Below are 23424 nucleotides of genomic sequence, written 5' to 3'. Positions count from 1 at the left end.
GCCGGTGGTGCCGGTCAGTCGGTCTTCTTGCCCCGGCCGCTGACCGCGTCGCGCAGGTGGTCCAGCAGGCTGGCGACGGGCCCCAGCACGGTGCGCACGCCGGCCTCGTTCGGCGTCATGGGGTGGGCCCGGGTGGGGGCCATCGCCTTGACCCGCTCCACGCTCTGGGCCATGCGCATCAGCTCGTCGCGGTCGAACGTCGCCCGCAGCTCGGTGAACATCCGGCTCTCCTCGTGCTCGACGTGGTGCCGGATCTCCCGGATCAGCGTCTGCACCTCGGTGTCGAACTGCGGGTCCTCGGGGTCCATGCGCTCGAGCCGCTTCATGGTCTCCTCGGCCTCGGCGTGCTCGTGCTTGGAGTGCTCGGCCTCCTCCTTGTCGACCTGCTTCTCCACGCGGGGGTACACCTGGGTCTCCTCGGCGACGGAGTGCTTGACGATGCCGATGGTCACCTCGTCGACCAGTTCCCGCTTGCGCCGCAGGACGTCGGGCCCGCTCTGCCCGAACAGTCCTTCCAGCTGGGTGAAGATGCGGTCGAACTCGCGGTGGTCCGCGCTCAGCAGGTCGACGACGTCCCGCTGGCTCTCGGTCTGTGTCACGGCGTGCTCCTCCCGGTCCGGTGGGCCCCCTGCATTCCCCCGAAACCACGGGCGACACACCGATCCGACCTCGTCCGATCCACTCGACCGGTTTGTTTCGATCTTGTGAACTCGGGCACAGGGGGGTCGTGGAGTCCTACGCCGTGGGGTTCGCCCGACCCGACCGCTGGTCGCCCGGGCGACCGACCGAACAGAGTCACCCGTGGCACGCCGTCGAGGCCCACCGGCCCTCGGCCGAGCTGGACGGCGAGGTGGAGCTCGCCGTCTGCGGCGCCATCGTGCAGGTCTGGGGCTCGCAGCAGTGGGAGCGCGTCGGCGCCGGCCGCACCGCCTGCCCGCAGTGCCAGCAGCTGACCGCGGTGGGCACGCCGCTGCGCGCCGTCGGCTGACCCGCCCGGGCGCCGGGGCGGTCAGCGCGCCGGTCGCCGGCCGCTGATCGCCGAGTGGCCGGTGATCTCGCGGCCCACGATGAGCGACTGCACGGAGTCGGTGCCCTCGAAGGTGAAGACGGCCTCCATGTCGGCGTGGTGGCGGGCGACGTGGTGGTCGAGCAGGATCCCGTCGCCGCCGAGGACGTCGCGGGCGTCGGCGACGATCGCCCGGGCCTTCGCCGCGTGGTTCATCTTGGCCAGTGACGCCATGGCCGCGGTCATCCGGCCGGCATCGGCGAGCGTGGACAGCCGCCAGCACATGAGCTGCATGGCGGTGATCTCGGCGAGCATGCGCGCGAGCTTGTCCTGGACCAGCTGGTATCCGGCGATCGGCTGGCCGAACTGCTCCCGCTGCAGGGCGTGCGCGAGCGCCAGCTCGTAGGCGGCGGTGGCCAGGCCGAGGGCCCGCCAGGCGACGGTGTACCGCGTGCGGTCGAGCACCGCGGAGACGTCCCGGAACGAGTGGCAGTGGGCGAGCTTGTTCTCCGACGGGACCCGGACGCCGTCGAGGGTGATCTCGGCCTGCCACACGGCCCGCAGCGCCGTCTTCCCCGTCATGACGGTTGCCCGGTAGCCCGGCGTCCCCTTGTCGACGACGTAGCCGCCGACCGCGCCGTCCTCCCCTCGGGCCCAGACCAGCACGTGGTCGGCGATGGTCCCGTTGCCGATCCACTTCTTCTGCCCGTCGAGCACGTAGGTGTCGCCGTCGCGGCGTGCGGAGGTCTCCAGGGCCACGGCGTCGGACCCGTGCCGGGGCTCGGTCAGCGCGAACGCGCCGATCCGCTCCATCCGGGCCATCGCCGGCAGCCAGCGCTCGCGCTGCTCCTCCGAGCCGAGCAGCGCGATGGACTGCATGGCCAGGAAGCTGTGCACCCCGTAGAACGTCGCGATGCTCCCGTCGGCGCGGGCCCACTCGGCGGCCACCAGCCCCGCGGCGACGGCGCTCATGCCGGGGGAGCCGTACCCCTGCACCGTGCCCCCGGCGATGCCCAGCCCGGCGATCCGCGGGACGAGTTCGAACGGGAACTCCGCGCGCTCCCACCAGTCGTTGATCCTCGGGGTCACCTCCCGCTCGCAGAACGCGCGCACCCGGTCGCGCAGCTCGATCTCCTCCGGGGCGAGGAGCTCCTCCAGGGCGTAGAAGTCGGGGCTCGTCCCACTCACCGGGCGGACGCTACGGCGGGGGCGACCGGGCCGCGCGCCGGAGCGAGGAGTGGCGCCGCAGCCGATGGGGTCGGTTAGGTTCCCCGGCGTCGCAGTCGGGAGGTCGGGGTGCCGTTCTTCATCGCGCGGGTCGCGCGGCTGCTACGCCTGGGGCTGCGTGACTGGCGGTTGCCGCTGGCCGTGGCCGTCTTCGTGTTCCTCACCAGTTGGCTGGCGATGGCGCTGGTGGAGCCGGCGGGCAGCGACATCGCCGATCCCGGCACCTACTGGTGGTACTTCACCGTCACCTCGGCGACGGTCGGGTACGGCGACGTCTTCCCGGAGACGCTCGGCGGCCGGCTGGTCGGGGCCTATGTCATCGTCGGCGGCATCGTCACGCTCACCCTGCTGTTCACGTCGCTGGCGGCCGCGCTGCAGTCCGTGAAGGGCAGGAGACTGAGGGGGCTGGTCACGCTGGACCTGACCGACCACGTCGTCCTGCTCGGCTACGCGCCCGGGCGCTCCGCGCGGATCATCGGCGAGCTCACGGCCGAGCGCGACGTGCACGTGGTGTTGTGCGCCTGGGACGAGGTCTCCGAGGACCCGCTGCCGGAGCTGCCCGACGTCCACTTCGTCCGCGGCGACCTGACGTCGGAGGACGTGATGGCCCGCGCCGGCGTCGCCCGCGCCCGGACGGCGGTCGTGGACGTCCGCGACGACAACGAGGCGCTGGCCGTGGCGCTGGCCGTCGCGCACGCCAACCCCCGGATCCACCTCGTCGTGGCCCTGCGCGACCTCGGCCGGCTCGGCACGCTGCGCTACGTCCACCCCGATGTGCAGGCGGTCCAGTGGCACATGCCGTTCCTCCTCACCGAGGAGGCCAACGACCCGGGGATCGCACAGGTCTACAACGACCTGATGACCAGCGGGGGGCACGGCAACACCTACTCCGCCCGGGTCCCGGCCGGCTTCCCGCACGGCACGTTCGGCGACTGCCAGACCTGGTTCGGCCGCACCTTCGGGGCCACCGTGCTCGCGCTGCGCGCGGAGGGGCGCCTGGTGGTCAGCCCGGGCTGGGACGCGCCGGTGACCGAGGGGATGACGCTCTACTACGTCGCCGGACGCCGCATCGAGCCCGGGCGGCTGGTGTCCGCCCGCTGAGGCTCACGCCCCGAGCAACCCGCGCACGTACGCCGCCTGCCCGAGGTGCTGCAGGTCGTCGGAGAGCACGCTGACCAGCCGGACGCCCAGGGTGACCGGCGGGTCCCAGCGCTCGTCGACCACGCGGTCGAGGTCCTCGTCGGAGAGCCCCTGCAGGAAGTCCGCCGTCCGCTGGTGCACGGCCGCGGAGTAGCCGAGCAGCAGCTCGGCCGACGGCACCCGGACGGCGGCGACGTCCTCGCTGCTCATCCCGTACCCGGTGGCCGTGTCGTCGACGGGCAGCCCGAAGCGGTCCGCCCAGCCGTCCGACGTCCAGACCTGGTCGGTGCCCGCCACGTCGGAGACGTGGTCGTCCTGCACGCGCAGCAGGTGCCAGGTCAGCCAGCCGATGGGGTTGGCGTCGGGGCCGACCCGACGGGCCAGGTCGTCGGCGCTCAGCCCCTCGACGGTGCTCCGGAGGGTCTCGCCGATCTGCTCGTAGGCGTAGCGGAGGAGGTCGCGGCTCTGCATGTGACGGCTGCTACCCGCGCCGGCGCGGGCCGCACCGCACGACGCGCGCCCGCGGATGACCGCCTACGACGGAGAGCCGGGACGGTCGCCCTCCGGCTCGCTCTGCGCCTCCAGGTCGGCGGCCTGCTCGGGTGTCTCCAGCTCCAGGGCGATGTCGCGGGGCTGCGGCTCCTCGCGCTCCGGCGTGCTCATGACGCGAGCCTGCCGCACATCGGGCGCGGCCGCCGCCCGGGCCCTCACAGCCAGCCGGCGAGGAACGCGACCAGTGCCACCAGACCGCCGACGACGGCCACCACGAGCAGCAGCACGAGGACCGCCGGGACGACCACCCACCGCCGCTTGAACCGGCGCCGCCGCGTGCCGGCCCGTGCCGGGGCTGCGGGTGCGTCCCTGCCCGCGGCCGGAGGTGCCGTGGTCGCGCGTCGCTCCCGGCGGTCCGGTGGTGGACCGGGCACGTGCAGGTCCGGCGGTGGGTCGGGCGCGTGCAGGTCCGCCGGTGGCGCGGAGGTGCGCCGCTCCCGCCGGCGGTCGCGGAGGTAGCGCGCCTGCTCCCGGGCATCCCGGGCCACGGCCCCGAGGGCGGTCGCCGACGCGGCGGCCAGGGCCTTGAGGTCGGCGGCGTCGAACCGCTCGACCCGGTTGGCGTCGCGGGGGGGCGCGGACGGGGGCGTCACCGTGCCGCGCGCGGGCGGGGACCAGGGTGGTGGGACGCCGGCGCCGGCCAGCGCCTCCTCGAGCTGCTGCCGCGCCTGCCCGGCCGTGGTGCGCGCGGCGGGGTCCTTGGTCAGGAGCCCGCGCAGGACCGGCTCGAGCGGACCGGCGAGCTCCATGGGCGCCGGGGGCTCGGAGACCACGGCCATGAGCGTCGCCATCGGCTCGCCGCGGGAGAAGGCGAGCCGGCCCTCGACCGCCGTGAAGAGCGTCGCGCCGAGCGACCACAGGTCCGCCGCCGGGCCGGGCTGCTCACCGTTGGCCCGCTCGGGGGACATGTAGGACGGCGAGCCGATGATGGCGCCGGTGGTGGTGATCGTCGGGTCACCGGTGGCGGTGGCGATGCCGAAGTCGGTGAGGCAGGCCCGGCCGTCGGGGGCGACGAGGACGTTGGCCGGCTTGACGTCGCGGTGCACGATCCCCGCGTCGTGGGCCGCCGACAGGCCGGCGAGCACGTCCAGCCCGATCCGGGCGACCGCGGTCCACGGCAGAGGTCCCTGCCGGTCGACCACCTGCTGCAGGCTGGCCGACTCGACGTGCTCCATGATCAGCCAGGGCCGGCCGTCCTCCTCCACCACGTCGTAGACCGCGGTCACGCAGGGGTGGTCGAGCCGGGCGGCGGTGCGGGCCTCGCGGAGGGTGCGTTCCCGCAGCACCCGGCGCTCGTGCTCGGAGAGGTGCACCGCGAAGGTGATCTCCTTGACCGCGACCGGGCGCTGCAGCTTCTCGTCGGTGGCAAGCCACACCACGCCCATGCCGCCGCGGCCGAGCACCTCGCGCAGCGCGTAGCGGCCCCCGATCAGACGTTCTGCAGCAGCGGGCTCCGCAGCCATGGGCGGACGGTACGCCCGCGGGCGGCACCGTGCGGTCCGGGCGTGCTCCGCGGTGGTGTCCTCGCGCGCCACCGTCCGCGGTGAGCCGGTCGGCCGCGGTGGCGGCGACGAAGGGCCCTGTCGGGGGCGTCGGACGCGGTGGATGGTCGCACCGTGCCGGCCGGCCGCCGGGCACCCGGTCCGGTGGGGACGGAGGCCGGGGGAGGGCGTCATGACCGAGCGCGCTGGGGCGGCGGCGGAGCGGGACCGGGGGCGGCGCGTCGTCGTCGGGGTGGACGGCTCCACCGGGGCGCGGGCGGCGCTCCGCTTCGCGCTGGAGGACGCCGCCCGCCGCGGGGTGCCCGTCGAGGCGGTCACCGCGTACCGGCCGCCGGAGGTCTGGCTGGACTTCTACGCGGTCGACGAGCACGAGGCCGACCGCGTGCGGACGGTCGCCCTGGAGAAGGCGGAGGCGTTCGTCGCCGACGTGCTGCGCGAGGTGCCGCAGCCGGCGCCGGAGGTGCGCGTGCGGGCGGTGATGGGCACCGCGGCCGAGGCGCTGATCAGGGAGTCGACGGGCGCGGACCTGCTGGTGGTCGGCAGCCGGGGACACGGGGGCTTCTCCAGCATGCTGCTGGGTTCGGTGAGCATGCAGTGCGCGCTGCACGCGCCGTGCCCGGTGACCGTCGTCCACTCGCCGGAGGCGCACCGGCACCGGCTGGGCCTGCGCCGCGAGCACGCCGCGCGCGGCCAGCAGACGGTCGGGTGACCGCTGCGGCGGTACGGCCGGCGACGGCCGAGGACGCGCAGCCGGTCGCCACCGTGCACGCGCGGGCGGGCCGGGCGGCGTGGTCGGAGTTCCTCGGCGACGTCCTCTCCGAGCCGGAGGTCGGGACGTGGCGGGAGCGGCTGGGCGAGCCGGGGTTCCTCGTCGCCGAGCGGGACGGCCGGGTCGTCGGCTTCGCCCGGGCGGACGCCGACACCGGCGAGGTCGGCTACCTCTACGTCGACCCGGACGAGCAGGGGCGGGGGACGGGGCGGCTGCTGCTCGCGGCCGTGCTCGAGCGGCTCCGGGCGGCCGGTCACCGGCGAGCGAGGCTGCGTACCGAGGAGCGCAACACCGGGCCGCGACGGTTCTACGAGTCCGCCGGGTGGCGGCCCACCGGCGAGGTGCTGGAGCGGCAGTGGCGGGGACGCCGGCTGCGCGAGGTCTGGTACGTCCTCGACCTGGACTAGGCCGGCTCGCCCAGCCAGCGGCGCAGCACCTCGTCCTCGCGGCGGAGGACCACCAGCGCCAGGCTGCGGACGGCGGCCTCGACCTGGCGGCCGACGATCGGCGCGTCCACCTCCGCCTCGGCGGTGACCGTCGACCGGGTGCCGCCGTCGACGGCGGTGAGCCGGCGCTCGCCCCGGATCACCGCGGTCCGCCCGAAGACCTCCGCGCTGACGTGGACGACACCGTGGTGCCCGGTGTCGCCGTCGGCGTCCCACGTGCGGCGGTCGACGACGGCGACCTCCCGGCCGACGAACCGGGTGAACACCGGCGGGATGCCCGCGGTCGGCGCCAGCAGCCGCACCGTCGTGCACGGGCCCCCCTCGGCCTCCGCGGTCTCCAGGCCGTCGAGCCGGGCGCCGAGCGCGTCGACGTAGTCGCGCAGGAAGGCCTCGTCGCTGAGGACGGCGAGGACGTCGTCGGGGGCCGCGGGGAAGGTGGCGGTGTGGTCGATGGGCACGCCGCATCCTCCTCCGTCCGGCCGTGCCCCGCCCGCTGACCCTGGGCCGGATGACGGAGCGAGGGGGACGCGTGGACGCAGCGTGCCGACGCGGCGGGAGCCGCGCGCGGCTCCGCCGACGGCGTCCACCGCCGGGTTACGGAACCGTACGGTCGTGTCGCCCGTCGGCGGAGCGCCGGCACCGATCGGGGGAGCGCAGCATGCGCAGGATCGCGGTAGGAGCAGTCGTCGGGGCGGCGGCGGTGTCGCTGGCCGTCCCGAGCGTGGCGGCGGCGGCACCGGGGGAGGCGCGCTACCTGGTGGTGCTGGCCGACGGCGTGGCCGACCCCACCCGCACCGCGACCGACCTCGACCGGCAGTACGGCGGCGAGACGGAGTCGGTGTACGGCGCGGTCAACGGCTACGCGGCGGAGATGACCGAGACCGAGGCGGCGGCCCTGGAGGCCGATCCCGCCGTCGCCTACGTCGTCACCGACGGCGAGTTCGCGCGCCTGGACAGCGAACCCGTGGCGGTCGCCTGCCAGCGGACGCCGAGCCCCCTGGCGCTGCAGTGCCTGCCCGAGGACGTCGACCGGATCGACGGCGAGCTCAGCAGCACCGCCTCCGGCGACGGCAGCGGCGCGGTCGGCACGAACATCGCCGTCATCGACACGGGGGTCGACCGCAGCCACCCGGACCTCGATGTCGTGGGCGGCGTGGACTGCTCCACCGGGACCCCGGTCGAGGCGCCGTCGGCCTTCACCGACGTGATCGGGCACGGCACGTTCGTGGCCGGGGTCGCCGCGGCCCGGGACGACGGCGTCGGGGTGGTCGGTGTGGCGCCGGGCGCGCGGGTCTACAGCGTCAAGGTGTTCGACGACGCCACCGGGACGGCGAGCAACGCGGCGGTCGTCTGCGCGGCGGACTGGGTGACGCAGACCCGGCTCGACGACGACCCCGCCAACGACATCGCGGTGGCCAACATGAGCATCGGCGGGCCGGGGACCGACGACGAGCAGTGCGGTCAGACCGACCAGGACGTCATGCACACGGCGATCTGCCGGTCGGTGGAGGCCGGGACGCTGTACGTCGCGGCCGCCGGGAACGCCACCGCGGACCTCGGCACCATCGCGCCGGCGAGCTACGACGAGGTGCTCACGGTGACGGGGATGAGCGACTTCGACGGCCGGCCCGGCGCGCTGTCCTCGCCGCTCTGCTACGGCACCGACTTCGGGCAGCTGGGCGACCGGGACGACGCCGCGGCCTCCTACAGCAACTTCGCGACCACCGAACGCGACCGCGCGCACACCGTGGCCGCGCCGGGGACCTGCGTGACCGGCCCCATGCCCGGCAGCCTCTACGCCGCGGGGTCCGGCACGAGCTTCAGCGCCCCGCTGGTCTCCGGCGCCGCGGCCCTGTGCATCGACTCCGGTCAGTGCCCCGAGGGGGACCCGTCGGCGACCGCCGCCCGGATCCAGGACGATGCCGCCGCCCACAACACGGCCGACCGCGCCTACGGCTTCGACGGGGACCCGCTGCGGGCGGTGGCCGAGCGCTACTACGGGTTCCTGGTGCACGCGGCGACCTACTGATCAGCCGGGGACCCCGCCGGTGAGGAGGTCGACCGGCGGTCGCCGAGCGGGGTCACGGTGACGGCAGGGGGAGTCCTCGATCCAGGCGCGCACCGTCGCGGTGAACCGGTCGGGTGCCTCGACGTTCCCGCCGTGGCCGACCCCGGGGACGATCCGGCCCGTGGCGGCGGGCAGGACGGACGGGACGGTCTCGACGGCTGGCAGGCCGAGGGAGCGGGCCTGGGCCTCGACCGGACGGCGGCTCCGCGGCTGCACCGTGGTCGGCCACGCCTGCGGGCCCAGCAGCCGGCGGTGCGGCCGCGGCTCGGTGGTGACCCCGCTGACCACCGCACGGTCCACGACGTCGGGGTGGTGCTCGGGCAGGGTCAGGGCGACCTGCCCGCCGAGGGCAAGCCCGACGACGTGTGCGGTCCGGCGCCGTCCGCGCCCGGACGAGCGCGGCCACCTGTGCCGCGGTGTGGGCCAGCGAGCGCCACGGGACGTCGCAGCTGCGGCCGTGACCGGGCAGGTCCACGGTCAGACGGAGGTGGTCGGCGAACGCCGGCACCTGCCGCCACCACATCCAGCTGCCGGCGCGCACGCCGTGGAGAAACGCGAGCGCCGGCGCACCCGGCGGGCCGGTCGCCGCCACGTGCGGGGACACCGCAGGCCCTGCCAGCTCCGGCGGCTGACGACGGCGAAGGCGACCGCCCCCACGGCGACCTCCACGAACAGCAGCAGCGCGACCACCATCTCCACCGCGGCGCCCAGCCCGATCGCGATGCCCGCGACACCGGTGAGCGGCAGGGCGAGCAGCCCCAGCACGGCCAGGGCGCGGGTGAGCACGGGGGCCAGGAGGGCCAGGACCGCGCCGAGGGCGAGGGCCGTCTGCGTGCCGGTGCGTCGGTCAGTCGACATGGAAGACCTCCTCGACGGTGCGGTGGAAGTGGCGGGCGATGGCGATGGCCAGCGGGAGCGAGGGGTCGTAGCGGCCGGTCTCGATGGAGTTGACCGTCTGGCGTGAGACGTCCAGCGCCTCGGCGAGCTCCCGCTGGGAGAGGCCGCAGGCCAGCCGCAGCGCACGGACGTCGTTTCGCACGGACACCTCGGACGGGTCAAGGACGCTTGTCAGGACAAGCTTGCTTGACATCCGTCGTGCATGTCGAGCGGACTCGTCCTGTCCGAGGGCTGGGGTGCGGTCGCGGGGTGGCCTGCCGGCCGCGGCACGAGGCCGGGACGGGTTCCGGCTGGGCCGTCGGCGCTGCCGTACGGCGCGCGCCACCGCTCCGCGATGCCCCCGTCCGTCCACGACGGACGACGCACGGAAGAGGCCGTCAACCCCTTCCACTTTCAACCTATAGCGCACCGGGGGACTTGTGGCAAGACCCCGGTCGTGCCGCAGAATCGCCGCCCGAGCCTGGTCCGCGGGAACGGGAGCAGCCCGTTCGTGGCGCTGCTCCGCCATTCCCGGAAACGGGCCCTGCTGCGCTCGTGAACGCCGGGACCGCGTTCCAGGAGCACCACATCGGAGCTGATGACGTGAATGCCTCGCCCATCGACGTCTTCGACCTGCCCGACCACCTCACCGCCAAGGCCGACCCAGCGCTGGTCGCCGGCGACGAGCAGCACTTCGCGGCGATCGCCGAGAGCCTCCGCCGGTCGATCGCCGACCTGTCCGACCGCCTCGATGCCGAGCGAAGGGCGCCCGGCGGCACCGGGCAGGAGGCGCTGGACCGGGACCTGGAGATCCACCGGCTGACCGCTCGCCTGCGGACCCTGCGTCGGTACGGGTTGGACCTGTGCCTGGGGCACATGGTCGGCGCGGACGACCCCGAGCCGGTCTACGTGGGGCGGCTCGGCCTGACCGACAGCGCGGGGCGTCGGCTGCTCGTGGACTGGCGTTCCCCCGCGGCCGAGCCGTTCTTCGGGGCGACCCACGCCGACCCGATGGGGCTCGCCAGCCGCCGCAGGTACCGCTGGACCCGCGGCCGGATCACCGACTACTGGGACGAGGTGTTCACCCCGGACGGGCTCGAGGAGCACGCCGCCGCCCTCGACGACCAGTCCGCCTTCATCGCCAGCCTGGGCGGCACCCGGTCGGCCCGGATGCGCGACGTCCTGGGCACCATCCAGGCCGACCAGGACGCCATCATCCGCGCCGGCTCCGACGGCCCTCTCGTCGTCGACGGCGGCCCGGGGACGGGCAAGACCGTCGTCGCCCTGCACCGCACCGCCTACCTCCTCTACTCCGACCCCCGTCTCGGTCACCACCGGGGCGGCGTGCTCTTCGTCGGTCCGCACCCGCCCTACCTCGCCTATGTCGCCGACGTCCTCCCCAGCCTCGGGGAGGAGGGCGTGCGGACCTGCACCCTGCGCGACCTCGTGCCCGAGGGAGCCGCGGCAGGCGTGGAGACCGATCCGGAGGTCGCCCGCCTGAAGGCGGCCATGGACGTGGGGACGGTCATCGAGACGGCCGTCCGGTTCTACGAGGAGCCGCCGACCACGGGCCTGACGGTCGAGACCGACTGGTCCGACATCCGGCTCGGCGCCGACGACTGGGCCGAGGCCTTCGGGGCACCGGACCCCGGTACCCCGCACAACGAGGCGCGCGACCAGGTCTGGGAGGAACTGGTCACGATCCTGGTGGACGGGCACGACGACGAGGACGACGTCCCGGCCGACCTGCTCCGCAAGTCACTGCTGGAGAACAGGGCGCTGCGCACGGCGTTCAACCGGGCGTGGCCGCTGCTGGAGGCGACTGACCTCGTCGGGGACCTGTGGTCGGTGCCTGCCTACCTGCGCCGGTGCGCGCCCTGGCTCGGCCCCGACGACGTCCGGGCGCTGCAGCGCGCTGACGCCCACGCCTGGACGGTGTCCGACCTGCCGCTCCTGGACGCCGCCCGGCAGCGACTCGGCGACCCGGAGACGTCCCGCCGGAAGCGCCGGCACGACGCCACGGTCGCCGCCGAACGCGCGCGCATGGCCGACGTCATCGACGAGCTGATCCAGGCCGACGACTCCGAGCTGCTGCTGATGACGAGCCTGCGCCACCAGGACCTGCAGGAGGCGCTGGTCGACGAGGATGGGTTGCCCGGCGCCGACCCCGACCTCCTCGCCGGCCCGTTCGCGCACGTCGTCGTGGACGAGGCCCAGGAGCTGACCGACGCGGAGTGGCAGATGCTGCTGCGCCGCTGCCCGTCGGGGAGCCTCACCATCGTCGGGGACCGTGCGCAGGCCCGGCACGGGTTCGCCGGGTCGTGGCAGGAACGACTCGCGCGGATCGGGCTCGACCGGACCACCGTGGCCTCCCTGACCATCAACTACCGGACCCCGGCGGAGGTCATGGCCGAGGCCGAGCCGGTCATCCGGGCCGCGCTGCCGGACGCCAACGTGCCGACCTCCATCCGCAGCAGCGGTGTCCCCGTCGTCCACGGCTCCGTGGCGGACCTGGGGCCGGTCCTCGACAGCTGGCTCGACGCGCACGCCGAGGGGACCGCCTGTGTCATCGGCGATCCCGCGTTCCCGGCGACGTCCCGCGTCCGGTCGCTGACCCCCGAGCTGGCGAAGGGGCTGGAGTTCGACCTGGTCGTCCTCGTCGACCCGGAGTCGTTCGGCACGGGCATCGAGGGAGCGGTCGACCGCTACGTCGCGATGACGCGGGCGACCCGGCAACTCGTCGTCCTCACGGGTTCCTGACGTCGGCCGCGACCTCGGCCGCCACCGGTCGCCGCCGCGGTCGGTGATGGGGTGCTCATCTCACGGATCGTCACGCCACCCTGTGTCCTGCCACCCGGGCGCACACAGCCGGCGCAGATCACGGTCGCCGGCTGGACGGCCGTGCCGCGCCGGTGCTAGGACTGCCCCCGTCCTGTCGCCCGCACGCTGCGCCGCCGCGAGCGAGAGAGGGGATCGAGGCCGGCGATCGGGTGACGATCGCTACAGCGCTGAGGGGCGATGGCCTTGAGGAAACGTCGCATGGCAATTCCGGCAGCTGCGGCATGCGCGACCGCGGTCCTACTCGCGCCTGCGGCTGCGGCGGGAACGGTGCCTGTCGTCACCACGACCTGTCCGAAGACGCTCACCGTCGCCACCTTCACGCCAGGGGAGGAGATATCGGGCAACGCGACCGTGACCTCACGGGACGCGGCGGATCGGCTGAACCGGGGTGAGGGTCTCTTCCTCCTGGAGGAGGGCACGTCCAGGCCGTTCACCCTGGCGGTGCACCTCGGCGCCCAGAGCGACGTGAGCCAGGCCTTCTCCTTCACCGCGACGGGGACCTCGCTGAGCGCGTGCCTGCTCGCGACGACCCACGGTGGTGGTGAGGAGAACATCGGCACCGTGTGGACGAACGTGGCGACCTAGGGCCACGGGGGCCGGGTCGGGCCTGCGGATGGTCGTCGTGCTCGCGGGTCCCGCGCTCTCTGGGCGCTGCCGTCGCGCACCGTGCCTTCATGTCCTCTTGACGGCCTGGCCGTAGCTGCCGAACCCCGTCGTCACCTCGTCGAGCTGCTCCTGTGAGAGCAGCGTCGGCTCACCGATCAGCCTGGCCTGGTGGTAGAGCTTGCACACCCACTCCAGGTAGACGGAGCGGGTGTAGGCCTTCGCGAGGGTGTCGCCGTAGGTGGTGGCGCCGTGGTTGCGCAGCAGGACGCCCGTGCGGTCGGTCATCGCGTCCACGCTGCCCTGGGCCAGCTCGGGGCTGCCGAACCGGGCGTAGGGCGCAACGCGCACCGGCCCGCCGAGCAGCGTGATCATGTAGTGCACCGGCGGCACCTCGTCCATCAGGACCGACAGTGCGGTGCAGTACATCGGATGACTGTGCACGACCGCGCCGGCGTCCGTGGCACGGTAGACCGAGATGTGCATGGGCACCTCCGAGGAGGGCTCGAGGTCCGCCTCCACGACGTTCCCGTCCAGGTCGATCACGCAGATCGCCTCCGGCGTGAGGTCGTCGTACTCCACACCGCTGGGGGTGATGGCGATCAGGTCGCCGGACCGCACGCTCAGGTTGCCTGACGTGCCGACGGTCAGGTCGTCGGCCTGCATCCGCAGGCAGTACTCCACCAGCGCGGCACGTTGGTCGGACAGCTGCATCGTGGCACTCCTTCCTCACCTGTCCTCGCAGTAGACCTGTGGGTGGGGCGGGGTGCCACCGCTCGCGACCGTCCGGCGTCGAGGTCAGAGCACAGTGGCCAGTCGCGGTCGTGCGTCGTAGGAGGCCACCTCGTCCTTCTGTCGCACCGCGTCCCACCCCAGTGCCGGGGCGATCAGGGCGGCGATCCGTGTGGCCGCGCCGGTGCCCGCGTCGGTCTCCTCGATGGCCACGTGGGTCCGCCGGGTCAGGACGTCGTCCAGGTTGGCCGCGCCCTCGTGGGTGACCGCGCGGAGGAACTCCACCGGCAGGTAGCCGGCGGCTCCGTCGACCGGGACGGCCAGAGTGGGGTCGTCCGCGGCGGGAGCCAGCACGTCGGGGAGCTCGTCGCCGTAGCGGTGCAGCATCCGCTCGAGGGTCGCCTCCGGGACTCCGTACCGGGCGGACAGCGCGGCGAACTGGTTCGCGATCACCCGCCAGCCGGGCGCCCCGACGAGCGGGAGGGTCTCGGTCAGGCTGTCGGGCAGCGACCGGCCCAGCGACTTCCCGGCGGCATCCACCGCGTCGCGGGCCATGATCCGGTAGGTGGTGTACTTGCCGCCCACGATCGTCACCATCCCGGCCGGCGCCTCCATCACCGCGTGGTCGCGCGACAGCGCGGAGGTGGTCCCGGCTGCGTCGCCCGCGGGGGCGAGGAGCGGCCGCAGCCCGGCGAAGGTGCCGAGCAGGTCGTCGCGCCTGATCGGGCGGCGCAGCAGGCGGTTGACGTTGCGCAGCAGGTACTCGATGTCCTCCTTGTCGGCCGTGGGGTTGCGCAGGTCGCCGGTGTACGGGGTGTCCGTGGTGCCCAGCAGCCAGTACCCGTACCACTTGCGCAGGACGATCACGGAGTCCTCGGCGCGGGTCAGGATGCCGGTCCTCGACTCGAACGCCTCCGGGCGGAGGAGCACGTGCACGCCCTTGGCCGGTGCGACGGAGAAGGTGCGCGCCCCGGCCATCTGCTGGACCTCGGCCGCCCAGACCCCGGCCGCGTTCACGACCACACGGGCCGAGACGTCGAACTCCCCGCCGCCGAGCACGTCCTCCGCGTGGACGCCGGTGGCCCGCCCGCCGGCGTCGGTGTGCACCCCGGCGACCCGGGCGTAGGGGACGACCTGGGCGCCGTATGCGGCCGCGGTGCGGGCCACGGCCAGCGTGTGGCGAGCGTCGTCCATCCGCCCGTCCGGGTACTGCAGGCCGCCGATCACCGAGTCCGCGAGCCCGGGCGCCTCGCGGTGCAGGGCACGCCGTCCGAGGTAGCGGGCGTGGGGGGCGCCGCCGATGCGGCGGCTCATGGTGGACATCGCGTCGTAGAGGCCGACGCCGGCGCCCACGTAGGGCTTCTCCCACTGCTTGGTCAACGGGTAGAGGAACGGCTCGTGGGAGACCAGGTGCGGGGCCAGCGTCCGGATCGTCAGATCCCGCTCGCGCAGCGCACCGAACACCAGCGAGAAGTTGAGCTGCTCCAGGTAGCGCAGGCCGCCGTGCATCGTCTTGCCGGAACGCGAGGACGTGCCCACCGCGAGGTCACCGGCCTCGAGCAACACCACGGACAGGCCGCGCGCGGCCGCGTCCAGGGCCACGCCCGCCCCGGTGACCCCGCCGCCGACCACCACGAGGTCGTGGGTGCCGGTGGTGGCTGCGGCGAGCGCGTCGCGCCGGGTCGATGGTGAGAGGGCCGACGTCATCTCTCGTCTCCGATCGTCGCGAGCACCGCCGGGTGGGTCACCGCTCCTCAGCGTCCACCGCGTGCCGCAGCTTGCTGAGCTGCGCGAAGACGTTCCTGTCCCTCAGCGCCGGGTAGAGCTGCTTGTAGAGCTCGTAGTAGCCCTGGTAGTGGCCGTGGCGTGCCATGTCGGGTCGGAGTTGCTCCCGCGCGCGGTAGCGGGCACGTACCGCCTCGGCCAGGTCCTCCACGATCCGTGCACCGACGGCAGCGAGCAATGCGGACCCCACCGGTGCCCCCATCGTCTCGAGTGGGACCTCGACCGGTAGGCCGGTGACGTCCGCCTTGATCTGGTTCCAGGTCCTGCCCTTGGCGCCGCCGCCGACGACGCGCAGGACCGGGGGACGCAGTCCTCGCTTGCGCATCTCCTCCAGGTTGTGGTTCAGCCCGTAGGCCGTCCCCTCCAGGATCGACCGCACCACATGGGAGCGTGTGGTCGACATCGACAACCCCAACAGGATGCCGCGCGCGTCCGAGTCCCACACCGGCGCGCGTTCGCCGAGGAAATAGGGGAGCAGCAGGAGGCCGCCACTGCCGGCGGGCACGGTCCCCGCGAGCTGGTCGAGCGTGACGAAGGCATCGGTTCCCGTCTCGACCGCCTCGGCCCTCTCGGGATCGCCGAACTGGTCCCGGAACCACCGCAGGATCCCGCCGGTCGAGCTCATGCTCCCGAACAGCAGGTACAGACCCGGAACGGGATAGGCGAACACGGAGAGTGCGCCGACGCCCTGGCGCAGGGCCTCGTAGCGCACGGCCGCGTTCAGCACCGTGGACTGGCCGGTCATCTCGCAGATGTCGCCCTCGGCGGCCACTCCGGCCTCGAGGCTGGCCGTCGCGGCATCGACACCGCCGTGCACCACCAGGGTCCCGGGCCGCAGCCCGGTGACCGCGGCGGCCTCCGGGCTCACCCTGCCCAGTACCTCGGTGGGTCGCCCGATCGGCGGCAGCCACTCCCTCGGGACGCCCCACAGCTCGGCCAGCTCCGGGGACCACTGCACGTCCTCGATCCCGGCGAGGAGGCACAGTCCGGCGTGACCGGTGTCGATCGACCTCTTGCCGGTCAGCTTCATGTTGACGTAACCGTTGGCCATCAGCAGGTGCGTGGTCCGCTGCCTCAGCCCCGGGACGTTCTCCAGCAGCCAGGCCACCTTGGGGGCCGCGTAGTAGGGATCTGGTGCATTGGCAGCGATGTCCTGGATCTGCCGGTGTGCGCCGGCCCGATCCCGGCACTGCTTGTCGCTGCGGCGATCCATCCACAGCAGCGCGGGGTGCGTCGGCCGTCCCTCTGCGTCGACGAGGACGGCGCACGGCGCCTGGCTGCTCACCCCGACCGCCTCGACGGCGTCCGGCGGCACCTGCGCCTTCTCCAGCACCTCACGAACACAGCTCGTGGTCCCCGCCCACCAGTCGTCGGGATCCTGCTCGACGGCCCCGGGGACGTTCGGCGGGAACGCCGTGGGGTGCTCCACCGCTGCACTCTGGGCGACGACGCGGCTGTCCTCACCCACCAACACCGCTTTCGTGCCGGTCGTACCGATGTCGACGCCGATGACGTACGCCTCTGGCACGCCCTCACCCCCTGTGTGGCAACGGCCGACCCGGCGCCACAGCCAGGCCGTCGAGTCGTGCCTGTCCGTCGTCGCGCCCCAACGGCCGCGCGGCCTGCCCGGCGCGGGGGGACCCCGGGGCGCCCGCGGTGGGGGGCCCGGAGCGGACCCGGACCCCCGTGACTGCCATCGCGGTCGTGGCCGCGACCCCGGCGGCGGTGCTGCCGGGCGCGACGACGCCGTCGGGGGAGCGCACACTGCTGTATATCGCCTGCGCGTCCCGGGCGCACAGCCTGCGGTCGACAGCGCTCGGGTGAGTGTGCGAGGTGCGCTCGCTGACGCCGGTGTGCCGACCGCGCGCCGACCTGCGGGCCGGAGGGGCGTCCGCGGTCCCGCCCGGGAGGACGGGACCTCCGGTCCGGACCGGTGGGGCGGGTGGGGCTCGAACCCACGACCCAGGAGTTGTGAGTCGGGTGGCCCGCATGTCAGCGGTGATCAGCCGTGATCGATCGCGCCCGTTCGAACGAGTCAGGTGCCCGTCGGGGTCCGCGCTCGTTCGCGGCTGGCCACCGGTGGACCGCGGGTTCGTGCCCACCTTGTGCCCACGAGAGGGTGATGGGCCCCGCAGTCGACCTCGAGGCAGCGGTGACGCTGGGCGGGGTCTGGTGGCCGGGTGGCGGTAGGCGGAGACTTGACCGGCAACGGCAGGGCACACCTCTGCTGGGCGGGTCGGCGGACTGAGCGGGCTTGGCAGTGGGTCGCGACGAGCGTCAGGAGGGATCGACGTGGTCGCCACGCAGAACGGAGTCGTCGTCTCGAACGCGACGCCGGAGGTCAGTCGCCGGACGGCGATTGGCCGCTTGGTGGTCGGAGGCGCGGCTGCGGCGTTCTTCGCGCACCATGTGGACGCGGCGTTGGCGCAGGACACGACTCCCAGCGCGGGGGAGTGCGTGGCCACCGCGCCGCCCGCCCAGGACGGCGTCGGTGTCGCGTCCCTGCTCGTCGGTGGAATCGTCCGCGACATGCCGGCCGGCCCGGTCGAGGTGCGCATCGCCCGGTTCACCCTCGAGCCAGGCGCCAGCGTCCCGCCCGCGACCCTGCCGTACCCATCGCTGATGTACATCGAGACCGGTGAATCGACGTGCCCGGGCAACCCCGGCAAGATCATGTATGGCGCGGACGGCGCGGTGCTTCACGAGACGACCGGGGAGGCGGTCAGTCACGTCTGCCCGGCCGGGACCACGTGGTACATCCCCGGTGGGATTGAGGATGCGGCGGCCAACGAGGGCGTGGAGCTGATGAGCTCGCTCCTGATCGAGTTCGTCCCGGTCGAGACCGGCGCCGGCCCGACCGCCTGACCGCCGGAGCGCCGAGGGCGGTCGCGGTCGGCCGATGCCTGTGTGCGGCCGGAGGCAGTGCGGTCGCCCTCTCACTCGGCCAGCCGACTGCGGGCTGCCCTGCCGCTGCTCAAGCGGGTGATCCGGCTGCTGGCCTCCGACATCGACCTGTGGACCGATCCGGTCTGGCTGGTCGACTCCACCCCGGTCGAGTGCGCCCGCTCCCGCCCGACCGCGCGGCGCTCGGACCTGGCCGGTACCGCCGGCTACGGCTACTGCCCGTCGCACTCGCGCTGGTTCTGGACTGCGGCTGCACCTGATCTGCACACCGGCCGGCCTGCCGATCACCTGGGCACTCGCCCCGCCACGGCACGATGACCGACAGGTGCCATGTGTGTGCTCGATGCCGACCGAGGTGCACCGGCGGCACCGTCCAGAACAAGGAACCGGTGGTGGAAATCGGTGGGGCGGGTGGGGCTCGAACCCACGACCCAGGGATTATGAGTCCCATGCTCTGACCGGCTGAGCTACCGCCCCGGTGCACCCCAGCCTGCCAGATGGCGGCCCAGGGGTGCCCTCCCTGTCAGGAGGCGCTGCGGATCGCGTCGATCGCCGTCATGGCCTGCGCGCGTAGGGCGTCGGAGACGGGGGCCGAGCCGGCGACCTCGGCGGCTGCGGCCTGCCCCTCCTCGCTCACCACGTAGCGCAGGAAGTCGGCGACGAGCTCGGCGGTCTGCTGGTCCTCGTACTCGACGCAGCCGACGTGGTAGCTGACCAGCACGATCGGGTACTGGCCCGTTCCGCTGGTCGTCCGGGACAGCTCGAGGGCGAAGTCGTACTCCCCGCGGCCCTCCAGGGTCGCGGAGCTCTCGACGACGGCTGCAGCGGCCTCCGCCGTCGGCGCGACGAACTCCCCGCCGACGCCGATCCGCACCACCCCGAGGTCGCCGACCTGCGAGAGGTCGGCGTACCCGATCGTGCCCTCGCCACCGGCCACCGCCGCCACGACGCCGGAGTTGCCCTGCGCGGCCTCTCCGCCGCCGAGCGGCCACTCGCCGTCCGGCTCGTGTGGCCAGGCCCCACCGCCGGCGGCAGCCAGGTACTCGGTGAAGTTCTCCGTCGTCCCCGACTCGTCGCTGCGGTGCACCGGCGTGATGGCCGCCGAGGGCAGCGCGACACCCGGGTTGTCCGCGGTGATCGCCGGGTCGTCCCACCGGGTGACGACGCCGGCGAACACCGCGGCCAGCGTCGTGGGGGAGAGGTCCAGCCGGTCCACGCCCGGGACGTTGTGGACGACGGCGATCGGGGCGATGTAGTTGGGCAGCTCGAAGACGCCGGCCTCCCCGCAGCGCTGCGCGGCCTGGGTCAGCTCGTCGGCGTCCAGCGGCGCGTCCGAGCCCGCGAAGTCGATGCCGCCGGCGAGGAACTGCTCCCGTCCACCCCCGGAACCCACCGGGTCGTAGTCGACGGTCACGCCCGGTTGCACGGCCGCGTACCCCGCCGTCCACCCCTGCATCGCGGCCTGCTGGCTGCTGGCACCGGCTCCGACGAGTGCGCCGGACAGGTCACCCGCGGCGCCGTCCCTGCCGCGCTCGTTGGGCGGTACGTAGTTCGCGACCACCACGACCACGCCGGCCACCGCCAGCGCGCCGACTCCGGCAGCCACCTTGCTCCGGGCAGTCACAGACGCCTCCCGCCGGGCCCGGCGCCGGCCGCCGGGTGTCCAGGACGACCCTAGGTGCCGCCCTCCGGGCGGGCGGCCTCCGGCGTGTCGCACCGGCGTGCCGGGCCAGGGTGGGCGACATCTCACAAGTGGCACCCCGCGGTGGTGTCACGGATGGACCGATGGGTATCGGCGCGCCTCCTGGGCCCGGATGGGGCGGTGTCCGCGCAGGTCAGCGCGAAGCCGCGGGCACTGCATCGCCGTTCGCGGATGGTGAGCGCTGCGGGGTCGAGTAGTGACGCCTCGTATCGGATGTCACCCCTTCGGGCAAGAAGGCGCGCGGGGTGTGTTACTCGATCGTGACCGATGGGGGTGACCCGTAGTAGCTTTCCCGACGGCCTCGCCGGGCTCCGCTCCTCGACACACGAGGGCACCGGCCGGGCCCCGCCGAACCGCCGACGCCCCTCCGGGGGCCGAGACGGACCGGGGACCCACCGTTCCACTGGGGTGAGTCCTGCCTGCGCAGGGGGCGCAGGCGGGTAGGGCGCCGTCCGGCCCGAACCCGTCAGCTAACTCGGTAGGCGGTTGCGAGGATGGGAGAACCGTCGCCTTGGCGACCCTGCACCACCTGAAGACCCTGCCTGCCCGCGTGGGCCCGGTCCACCGGTTCCTGCGTGCCCCCCGCCGGGCCGTCGTCGTCGCCGCCGTGGTCGGGGGCCTGCTCGCCGGCACCCCTGCCGCGCTCGCCGCCCCGACCGTCGCCGGGACCTCCGAACAGGAGCAGCTGGCCGCCGAGGTCGCCCGCATCGAGCAGCTGGTCACCGCCGCGGAGGAGAAGCTGCAGCGGATGACCGTGGAGGCCGAGGCCGCGGCGGACGCCGCCCTGGTGGCCCGCGCGGAGCTGGCGACCGCCCAGGCCGAGGCCGACGCGACCGCCGCCGAGCTCGCCACCGCCCAGGCCGACGTCGCCACCGCCGAGGAGGACATCGCCACGCTCGGCCGCGAGGCGTACATGGGTGCCGAGAACCGCTACGGCGACATCGAGCTCATCCTCGACGCCCAGAGCCCCACCGAGCTCCTGCAGCAGGCCGCGACGATGGACGTCCTCGGCGAGCAGCGCGCCGCCCGGCTGACCGAGTTCCTGGCCGTCGAGCAGCGGGTCGAGGAGGCCGACCGGGCCGCCCGCGCCGCGGTCGCCCGGCTCGACGAGGCGGCCCGCGTCGCCACCGAGGCCGAGGCCGCCGCCAACACCCACCTCGCCCAGGCGCAGGCGGAGTACGACGCCGTCGCCGCCGAGAAGGCCGCGCTCGACGAGCAGCACCGCGCCGCCGGTGAGCGGCTGCTGGCCTCGCAGGGAGCCGCTGACCCGGCCGCCGCCTTCACCGCCCGCCTCGACGCCCGTGCGCAGGGCACCACCGGCATGCCGACCGCCGGCCGGCTCACCTCCTGCTACGGCGCGCGCTGGGGCACCATGCACCAGGGCGTCGACATCGCCGCCCCCATCGGCACCCCGATCCACGTGCCCGAGGGCGGCGTGGTCCTGCAGGCCGGCCCCGCGAGCGGCTTCGGTCTGGCCGTGTACGTGCAGCACGCCGACGGCCAGATCACCCTCTACGGTCACGTGAACCAGTTCTTCGTCAGCGCCGGCCAGGTGGTCGCCGCCGGCCAGCAGATCGCCGAGGTCGGCAACCGCGGCCAGTCCACCGGGCCGCACCTGCACTTCGAGGTGCACCAGGGCGGCCTGTACGCCAACCGGGTCAACCCCATGCCGTGGCTCGCCCAGCACGGCATCAGCCTGGGTGGCGGCTGCTGAGCTCCAGCGGCTCGTCGTGCGGCCCGCGGCCACCGGGATGCCCCGGTGGCCGCGGGCCGTCGCACGTCCGGGGGACGGAGGGCCGTCGCGCGGTCGGCTGCGGCGGCGGTCGCGATCGGTGCCGGCCGTGGTCAGCGGCGGCCGCGGAGCCGGCCGACCAGCCCGCCCACACCGCCGAGCGTCTGCGCGGCCAGGTGCAGGATCGGCCCGCCGGGGATGCCGGGCGCGGCCTGGACGACCGGCGCCAGCGCCAGCAACCCGCCCAGCTCGTGCACCCGCAACCGTCGCCGGGCCAGTGCCGCCACCGGGTTGACCCGCCCGGACGCCGCCTCGAGCAGCACGTCCGCCGGGGCCTCGACGGCCGTGCCCCGGGGTGCCCCCGGCCCCACCCGCCGCACCGTCCAGCCGGCGGCGTCCGCGGCGAACGTCCAACCACCCTCCGGCGTCGCCAGCGTGGCGCCCCCGGTGATGCCGGCGGACGCGGCGAGCGCGCCGGTCACGTCCGCCAGGGCCGCGAGGCCCGCCTGCAGGACCGGGCCGGGTACCGGCGGGGCGCCGCCGTCGGCGAGGTCCAGGTCGTGCACCGCGAGCTCGTAGGCCTGGCCCAGCACCACGCTGAGGAGGGGCAGGGTGCCCACGACCGCGACCGCCGGCGCGGTGTCCAGCTCCAGCGGCTCGTCGGCCAGGTAGCGGGCGGTGGCGTCCCGGTTGCGTCGCACGGCGGCCAGCACCTCCGCGCGCGTCGCGTCCCGGTGGGCGGCGGTGACCCGCGCGTTGGTCGCGTCGACGTCCGGTGGGGTCCCGGCGCCACCCGCCCGCGCCGACGCGACGAGGTCCGCGAGCGCCGTGTGGTCGTCCCAGCAGCCGAGGTGGACGCAGACCTCGTGGAACCGCCACCCGGGCAGCCGGGAGGGTCGGTCGAGGTCCACCTCCTCGGCCTGGGCGAGGAAGGCGTCCCACGCGGGCAGGACCATCCCGCCCACCTCGTGCCGCCCCGCGTCGGCCATCCCCTGGCATCGCAGCATGGCCGGGCCGGTACCCCCGCGCCCCGGTGGGACACGCCGGCTTGTCCACCGGCGTCGGCTCGCGCAGCCTGGGCACATGACTCGGAGCGGCACGACGCGCGGCACGGTGATCCGCTGGGACGACGCCCGCAGGGCCGGCCTCGTGGAGGCCCCGGACCTGCCCGGCTACTGCTGGGTGGAGGCGTCGGTCGTCCACGGCCCGCCCGGCGGCACCCTGCGAGCCGGTCAGGTCGTGGACGTCGACTGGACCGAGCCCGGGGTCGAGGGGGCGGCCTGCCGGGCCACACGTGTGGTCCCGCGGGAGGACCTGCAGGCCACACTGGGTGCCTGATGACGTGTCGGAGCCCACGTCGATCCTCCCCGCTCGCTACGCTGCGTGAGTGCGAGTGGAGGGGGCGATCCCCGATGGGGACCGGCCTGTGGGTGCACGGGGGAGATCCTGTGGATCACGTGTGGGTGGCACCCGATGCCTGGACGCTGCCCCCTGCTCATGGTATGGCCCGCTGACCAGCGCATAGAGGTCGCGGGTGTG

Annotated in this window: 25 protein-coding genes, 1 tRNA gene, 1 pseudogene and 1 riboswitch; of the genes and pseudogenes, 12 read left to right on the top strand and 15 right to left on the bottom strand. The window is 74.3% G+C overall.

Annotation, left to right across the window (positions count from 1 at the left end; all coding sequences use genetic code 11):
* Positions 1 to 14: 14 nt before the first annotated feature.
* A complete protein-coding gene (locus ACI78V_RS05530; RefSeq protein ID WP_456849701.1) occupies positions 15 to 599 on the bottom strand; it encodes a hemerythrin domain-containing protein in 585 nt (194 codons plus the stop codon).
* A 128-nt stretch (positions 600 to 727) separates the two neighbouring features.
* Here ACI78V_RS05530 and ACI78V_RS05525 point away from each other — a divergent pair, with 128 nt between their 5' ends.
* The gene (locus tag ACI78V_RS05525) at positions 728 to 988 is read left to right on the top strand and encodes a hypothetical protein (protein WP_456849700.1); all 261 of its coding nucleotides are present in this window, start codon (positions 728 to 730) and stop codon (positions 986 to 988) included.
* 21 nt (positions 989 to 1009) lie between these two features.
* Here ACI78V_RS05525 and ACI78V_RS05520 read toward each other — a convergent pair whose 3' ends face one another.
* Complete coding sequence (locus ACI78V_RS05520) at positions 1010 to 2194, bottom strand: acyl-CoA dehydrogenase family protein (RefSeq protein ID WP_456849698.1); 1185 nt, start codon at positions 2192 to 2194, stop codon at positions 1010 to 1012.
* A gap of 108 nt (positions 2195 to 2302) precedes the next feature.
* Here ACI78V_RS05520 and ACI78V_RS05515 point away from each other — a divergent pair, with 108 nt between their 5' ends.
* On the top strand, positions 2303 to 3334 hold the full coding sequence (locus ACI78V_RS05515) for an ion channel (protein ID WP_456849696.1): 1032 nt from the start codon (positions 2303 to 2305) through the stop codon (positions 3332 to 3334).
* Positions 3335 to 3337: 3 nt separating this feature from the next.
* Here the strand turns inward: ACI78V_RS05515 and ACI78V_RS05510 are convergent, their stop codons facing one another.
* The 3 genes from ACI78V_RS05510 to ACI78V_RS05500 form a co-directional block, all read right to left on the bottom strand.
* Positions 3338 to 3844 carry a mycothiol transferase gene (locus tag ACI78V_RS05510; protein ID WP_456849694.1) on the bottom strand — a complete coding sequence of 169 codons (507 nt, stop codon included), beginning with the start codon at positions 3842 to 3844 and terminating at the stop codon, positions 3338 to 3340.
* 63 nt (positions 3845 to 3907) lie between these two features.
* On the bottom strand, positions 3908 to 4036 hold the full coding sequence (locus tag ACI78V_RS05505) for a hypothetical protein (protein WP_456849693.1): 129 nt from the start codon (positions 4034 to 4036) through the stop codon (positions 3908 to 3910).
* A 44-nt stretch (positions 4037 to 4080) separates the two neighbouring features.
* Positions 4081 to 5388, bottom strand: coding sequence for a protein kinase domain-containing protein (locus ACI78V_RS05500; protein ID WP_456849691.1), 1308 nt, complete (start codon positions 5386 to 5388; stop codon positions 4081 to 4083).
* Positions 5389 to 5599: 211 nt separating this feature from the next.
* Between ACI78V_RS05500 and ACI78V_RS05495 the strand changes: the two genes are divergently transcribed.
* A complete protein-coding gene (locus ACI78V_RS05495) occupies positions 5600 to 6136 on the top strand; it encodes a universal stress protein (RefSeq protein WP_456849689.1) in 537 nt (178 codons plus the stop codon).
* Positions 6133 to 6603, top strand: coding sequence for an N-acetyltransferase family protein (locus tag ACI78V_RS05490; RefSeq protein WP_456849687.1), 471 nt, complete (start codon positions 6133 to 6135; stop codon positions 6601 to 6603). Before ACI78V_RS05495 ends, ACI78V_RS05490 begins: the two co-directional genes overlap by 4 nt.
* Here the strand turns inward: ACI78V_RS05490 and ACI78V_RS05485 are convergent.
* Positions 6600 to 7100, bottom strand: a complete 501-nt coding sequence (locus ACI78V_RS05485) for a DUF2505 domain-containing protein (protein WP_456849686.1) — start codon at positions 7098 to 7100, stop codon at positions 6600 to 6602. The genes ACI78V_RS05490 and ACI78V_RS05485 overlap by 4 nt on opposite strands.
* 200 nt (positions 7101 to 7300) lie before the next feature.
* Between ACI78V_RS05485 and ACI78V_RS05480 the strand changes: the two genes are divergently transcribed.
* Positions 7301 to 8671 (top strand): S8 family peptidase, encoded by a 1371-nt coding sequence (locus tag ACI78V_RS05480; RefSeq protein WP_456849684.1) that lies wholly within the window; start codon positions 7301 to 7303, stop codon positions 8669 to 8671.
* On the opposite strand, the gene ACI78V_RS05475 is transcribed toward ACI78V_RS05480, so the two are convergent.
* From ACI78V_RS05475 to ACI78V_RS05465, 3 genes are all read right to left on the bottom strand, one after another.
* Positions 8672 to 9010 (bottom strand): alpha/beta fold hydrolase, encoded by a 339-nt coding sequence (locus ACI78V_RS05475; protein ID WP_456849682.1) that lies wholly within the window; start codon positions 9008 to 9010, stop codon positions 8672 to 8674.
* Between the two features lie 177 nt (positions 9011 to 9187).
* Positions 9188 to 9568: a hypothetical protein gene (locus ACI78V_RS05470; protein ID WP_456849680.1), complete on the bottom strand. Its 381-nt coding sequence runs from the start codon at positions 9566 to 9568 to the stop codon at positions 9188 to 9190.
* On the bottom strand, positions 9558 to 9749 hold the full coding sequence (locus ACI78V_RS05465; protein ID WP_456849679.1) for a helix-turn-helix transcriptional regulator: 192 nt from the start codon (positions 9747 to 9749) through the stop codon (positions 9558 to 9560). Before ACI78V_RS05465 ends, ACI78V_RS05470 begins: the two co-directional genes overlap by 11 nt.
* A 392-nt stretch (positions 9750 to 10141) precedes the next feature.
* On the opposite strand from ACI78V_RS05465, the gene helR reads away from it, so the two are divergent.
* Both helR and ACI78V_RS05455 read left to right on the top strand, forming a co-directional pair.
* On the top strand, positions 10142 to 12346 hold the full coding sequence (gene helR, locus ACI78V_RS05460) for an RNA polymerase recycling motor ATPase HelR (protein WP_456849677.1): 2205 nt from the start codon (positions 10142 to 10144) through the stop codon (positions 12344 to 12346).
* Positions 12347 to 12625: 279 nt separating this feature from the next.
* The gene (locus tag ACI78V_RS05455; protein WP_456849675.1) at positions 12626 to 13012 is read left to right on the top strand and encodes a hypothetical protein; all 387 of its coding nucleotides are present in this window, start codon (positions 12626 to 12628) and stop codon (positions 13010 to 13012) included.
* Between the two features lie 87 nt (positions 13013 to 13099).
* On the opposite strand, the gene ACI78V_RS05450 is transcribed toward ACI78V_RS05455, so the two are convergent.
* From ACI78V_RS05450 to ACI78V_RS05440, 3 genes are all read right to left on the bottom strand, one after another.
* Positions 13100 to 13744, bottom strand: a complete 645-nt coding sequence (locus ACI78V_RS05450; RefSeq protein WP_456849674.1) for a class II aldolase/adducin family protein — start codon at positions 13742 to 13744, stop codon at positions 13100 to 13102.
* An 84-nt stretch (positions 13745 to 13828) separates the two neighbouring features.
* Complete coding sequence (locus ACI78V_RS05445) at positions 13829 to 15469, bottom strand: glycerol-3-phosphate dehydrogenase/oxidase (RefSeq protein WP_456849673.1); 1641 nt, start codon at positions 15467 to 15469, stop codon at positions 13829 to 13831.
* A gap of 37 nt (positions 15470 to 15506) precedes the next feature.
* Entirely contained in the window at positions 15507 to 17075 is a 1569-nt protein-coding gene (locus ACI78V_RS05440; protein WP_456849671.1) for a xylulokinase, read from the bottom strand.
* 158 nt (positions 17076 to 17233) lie between these two features.
* On the opposite strand from ACI78V_RS05440, the gene ACI78V_RS05435 reads away from it, so the two are divergent.
* The 3 genes and pseudogenes from ACI78V_RS05435 to ACI78V_RS05425 all read left to right on the top strand — a co-directional run.
* Positions 17234 to 17371 (top strand): hypothetical protein, encoded by a 138-nt coding sequence (locus tag ACI78V_RS05435; protein ID WP_456849669.1) that lies wholly within the window; start codon positions 17234 to 17236, stop codon positions 17369 to 17371.
* A 468-nt stretch (positions 17372 to 17839) separates the two neighbouring features.
* Complete coding sequence (locus ACI78V_RS05430) at positions 17840 to 18412, top strand: hypothetical protein (RefSeq protein WP_456849667.1); 573 nt, start codon at positions 17840 to 17842, stop codon at positions 18410 to 18412.
* A gap of 84 nt (positions 18413 to 18496) precedes the next feature.
* A pseudogene (locus ACI78V_RS05425) lies at positions 18497 to 18802 on the top strand (IS982 family transposase); the annotation flags it as partial.
* Between the two features lie 52 nt (positions 18803 to 18854).
* Here ACI78V_RS05425 and ACI78V_RS05420 read toward each other — a convergent pair.
* Both ACI78V_RS05420 and pstS read right to left on the bottom strand, forming a co-directional pair.
* Positions 18855 to 18928, bottom strand: a tRNA-Ile gene (locus tag ACI78V_RS05420).
* A gap of 46 nt (positions 18929 to 18974) precedes the next feature.
* The gene (gene pstS / locus ACI78V_RS05415) at positions 18975 to 20075 is read right to left on the bottom strand and encodes a phosphate ABC transporter substrate-binding protein PstS (RefSeq protein WP_456849665.1); all 1101 of its coding nucleotides are present in this window, start codon (positions 20073 to 20075) and stop codon (positions 18975 to 18977) included.
* Between the two features lie 428 nt (positions 20076 to 20503).
* Positions 20504 to 20653, top strand: a riboswitch (cyclic di-AMP (ydaO/yuaA leader).
* 11 nt (positions 20654 to 20664) lie between these two features.
* On the opposite strand from pstS, the gene ACI78V_RS05410 reads away from it, so the two are divergent.
* The gene (locus tag ACI78V_RS05410) at positions 20665 to 21867 is read left to right on the top strand and encodes a M23 family metallopeptidase (protein ID WP_456849663.1); all 1203 of its coding nucleotides are present in this window, start codon (positions 20665 to 20667) and stop codon (positions 21865 to 21867) included.
* A 131-nt stretch (positions 21868 to 21998) separates the two neighbouring features.
* On the opposite strand, the gene ACI78V_RS05405 is transcribed toward ACI78V_RS05410, so the two are convergent.
* Positions 21999 to 22892 (bottom strand): maleylpyruvate isomerase N-terminal domain-containing protein, encoded by an 894-nt coding sequence (locus ACI78V_RS05405; protein WP_456849662.1) that lies wholly within the window; start codon positions 22890 to 22892, stop codon positions 21999 to 22001.
* Positions 22893 to 22968: 76 nt separating this feature from the next.
* On the opposite strand from ACI78V_RS05405, the gene ACI78V_RS05400 reads away from it, so the two are divergent.
* A complete protein-coding gene (locus ACI78V_RS05400; RefSeq protein WP_456849660.1) occupies positions 22969 to 23223 on the top strand; it encodes a hypothetical protein in 255 nt (84 codons plus the stop codon).
* Positions 23224 to 23424: the final 201 nt, after the last annotated feature.

This window comes from Geodermatophilus sp. SYSU D00742 (genome assembly GCF_054049935.1).
Note: the sequence above shows the minus strand (reverse complement) of the source record. Positions and strands in the feature narration are given on the sequence as shown.

Bases quoted from the DNA above. Each gene is read 5' to 3' on its own strand.
- ACI78V_RS05510 (WP_456849694.1), bottom strand. From the start codon at position 3,844: ATGCAGAGCCGCGACCTCCTCCGCTACGCCTACGAGCAGATCGGCGAG.
- ACI78V_RS05505 (WP_456849693.1), bottom strand. From the start codon at position 4,036: ATGAGCACGCCGGAGCGCGAGGAGCCGCAGCCCCGCGACATCGCCCTG.
- ACI78V_RS05500 (WP_456849691.1), bottom strand. From the start codon at position 5,388: ATGGCTGCGGAGCCCGCTGCTGCAGAACGTCTGATCGGGGGCCGCTAC.
- ACI78V_RS05495 (WP_456849689.1), top strand. From the start codon at position 5,600: ATGACCGAGCGCGCTGGGGCGGCGGCGGAGCGGGACCGGGGGCGGCGC.
- ACI78V_RS05480 (WP_456849684.1), top strand. From the start codon at position 7,301: ATGCGCAGGATCGCGGTAGGAGCAGTCGTCGGGGCGGCGGCGGTGTCG.
- ACI78V_RS05470 (WP_456849680.1), bottom strand. From the start codon at position 9,568: ATGTCGACTGACCGACGCACCGGCACGCAGACGGCCCTCGCCCTCGGC.
- ACI78V_RS05455 (WP_456849675.1), top strand. From the start codon at position 12,626: ATGGCAATTCCGGCAGCTGCGGCATGCGCGACCGCGGTCCTACTCGCG.
- ACI78V_RS05450 (WP_456849674.1), bottom strand. From the start codon at position 13,744: ATGCAGCTGTCCGACCAACGTGCCGCGCTGGTGGAGTACTGCCTGCGG.
- ACI78V_RS05445 (WP_456849673.1), bottom strand. From the start codon at position 15,469: ATGACGTCGGCCCTCTCACCATCGACCCGGCGCGACGCGCTCGCCGCA.
- ACI78V_RS05405 (WP_456849662.1), bottom strand. From the start codon at position 22,892: ATGCTGCGATGCCAGGGGATGGCCGACGCGGGGCGGCACGAGGTGGGC.
- ACI78V_RS05400 (WP_456849660.1), top strand. From the start codon at position 22,969: ATGACTCGGAGCGGCACGACGCGCGGCACGGTGATCCGCTGGGACGAC.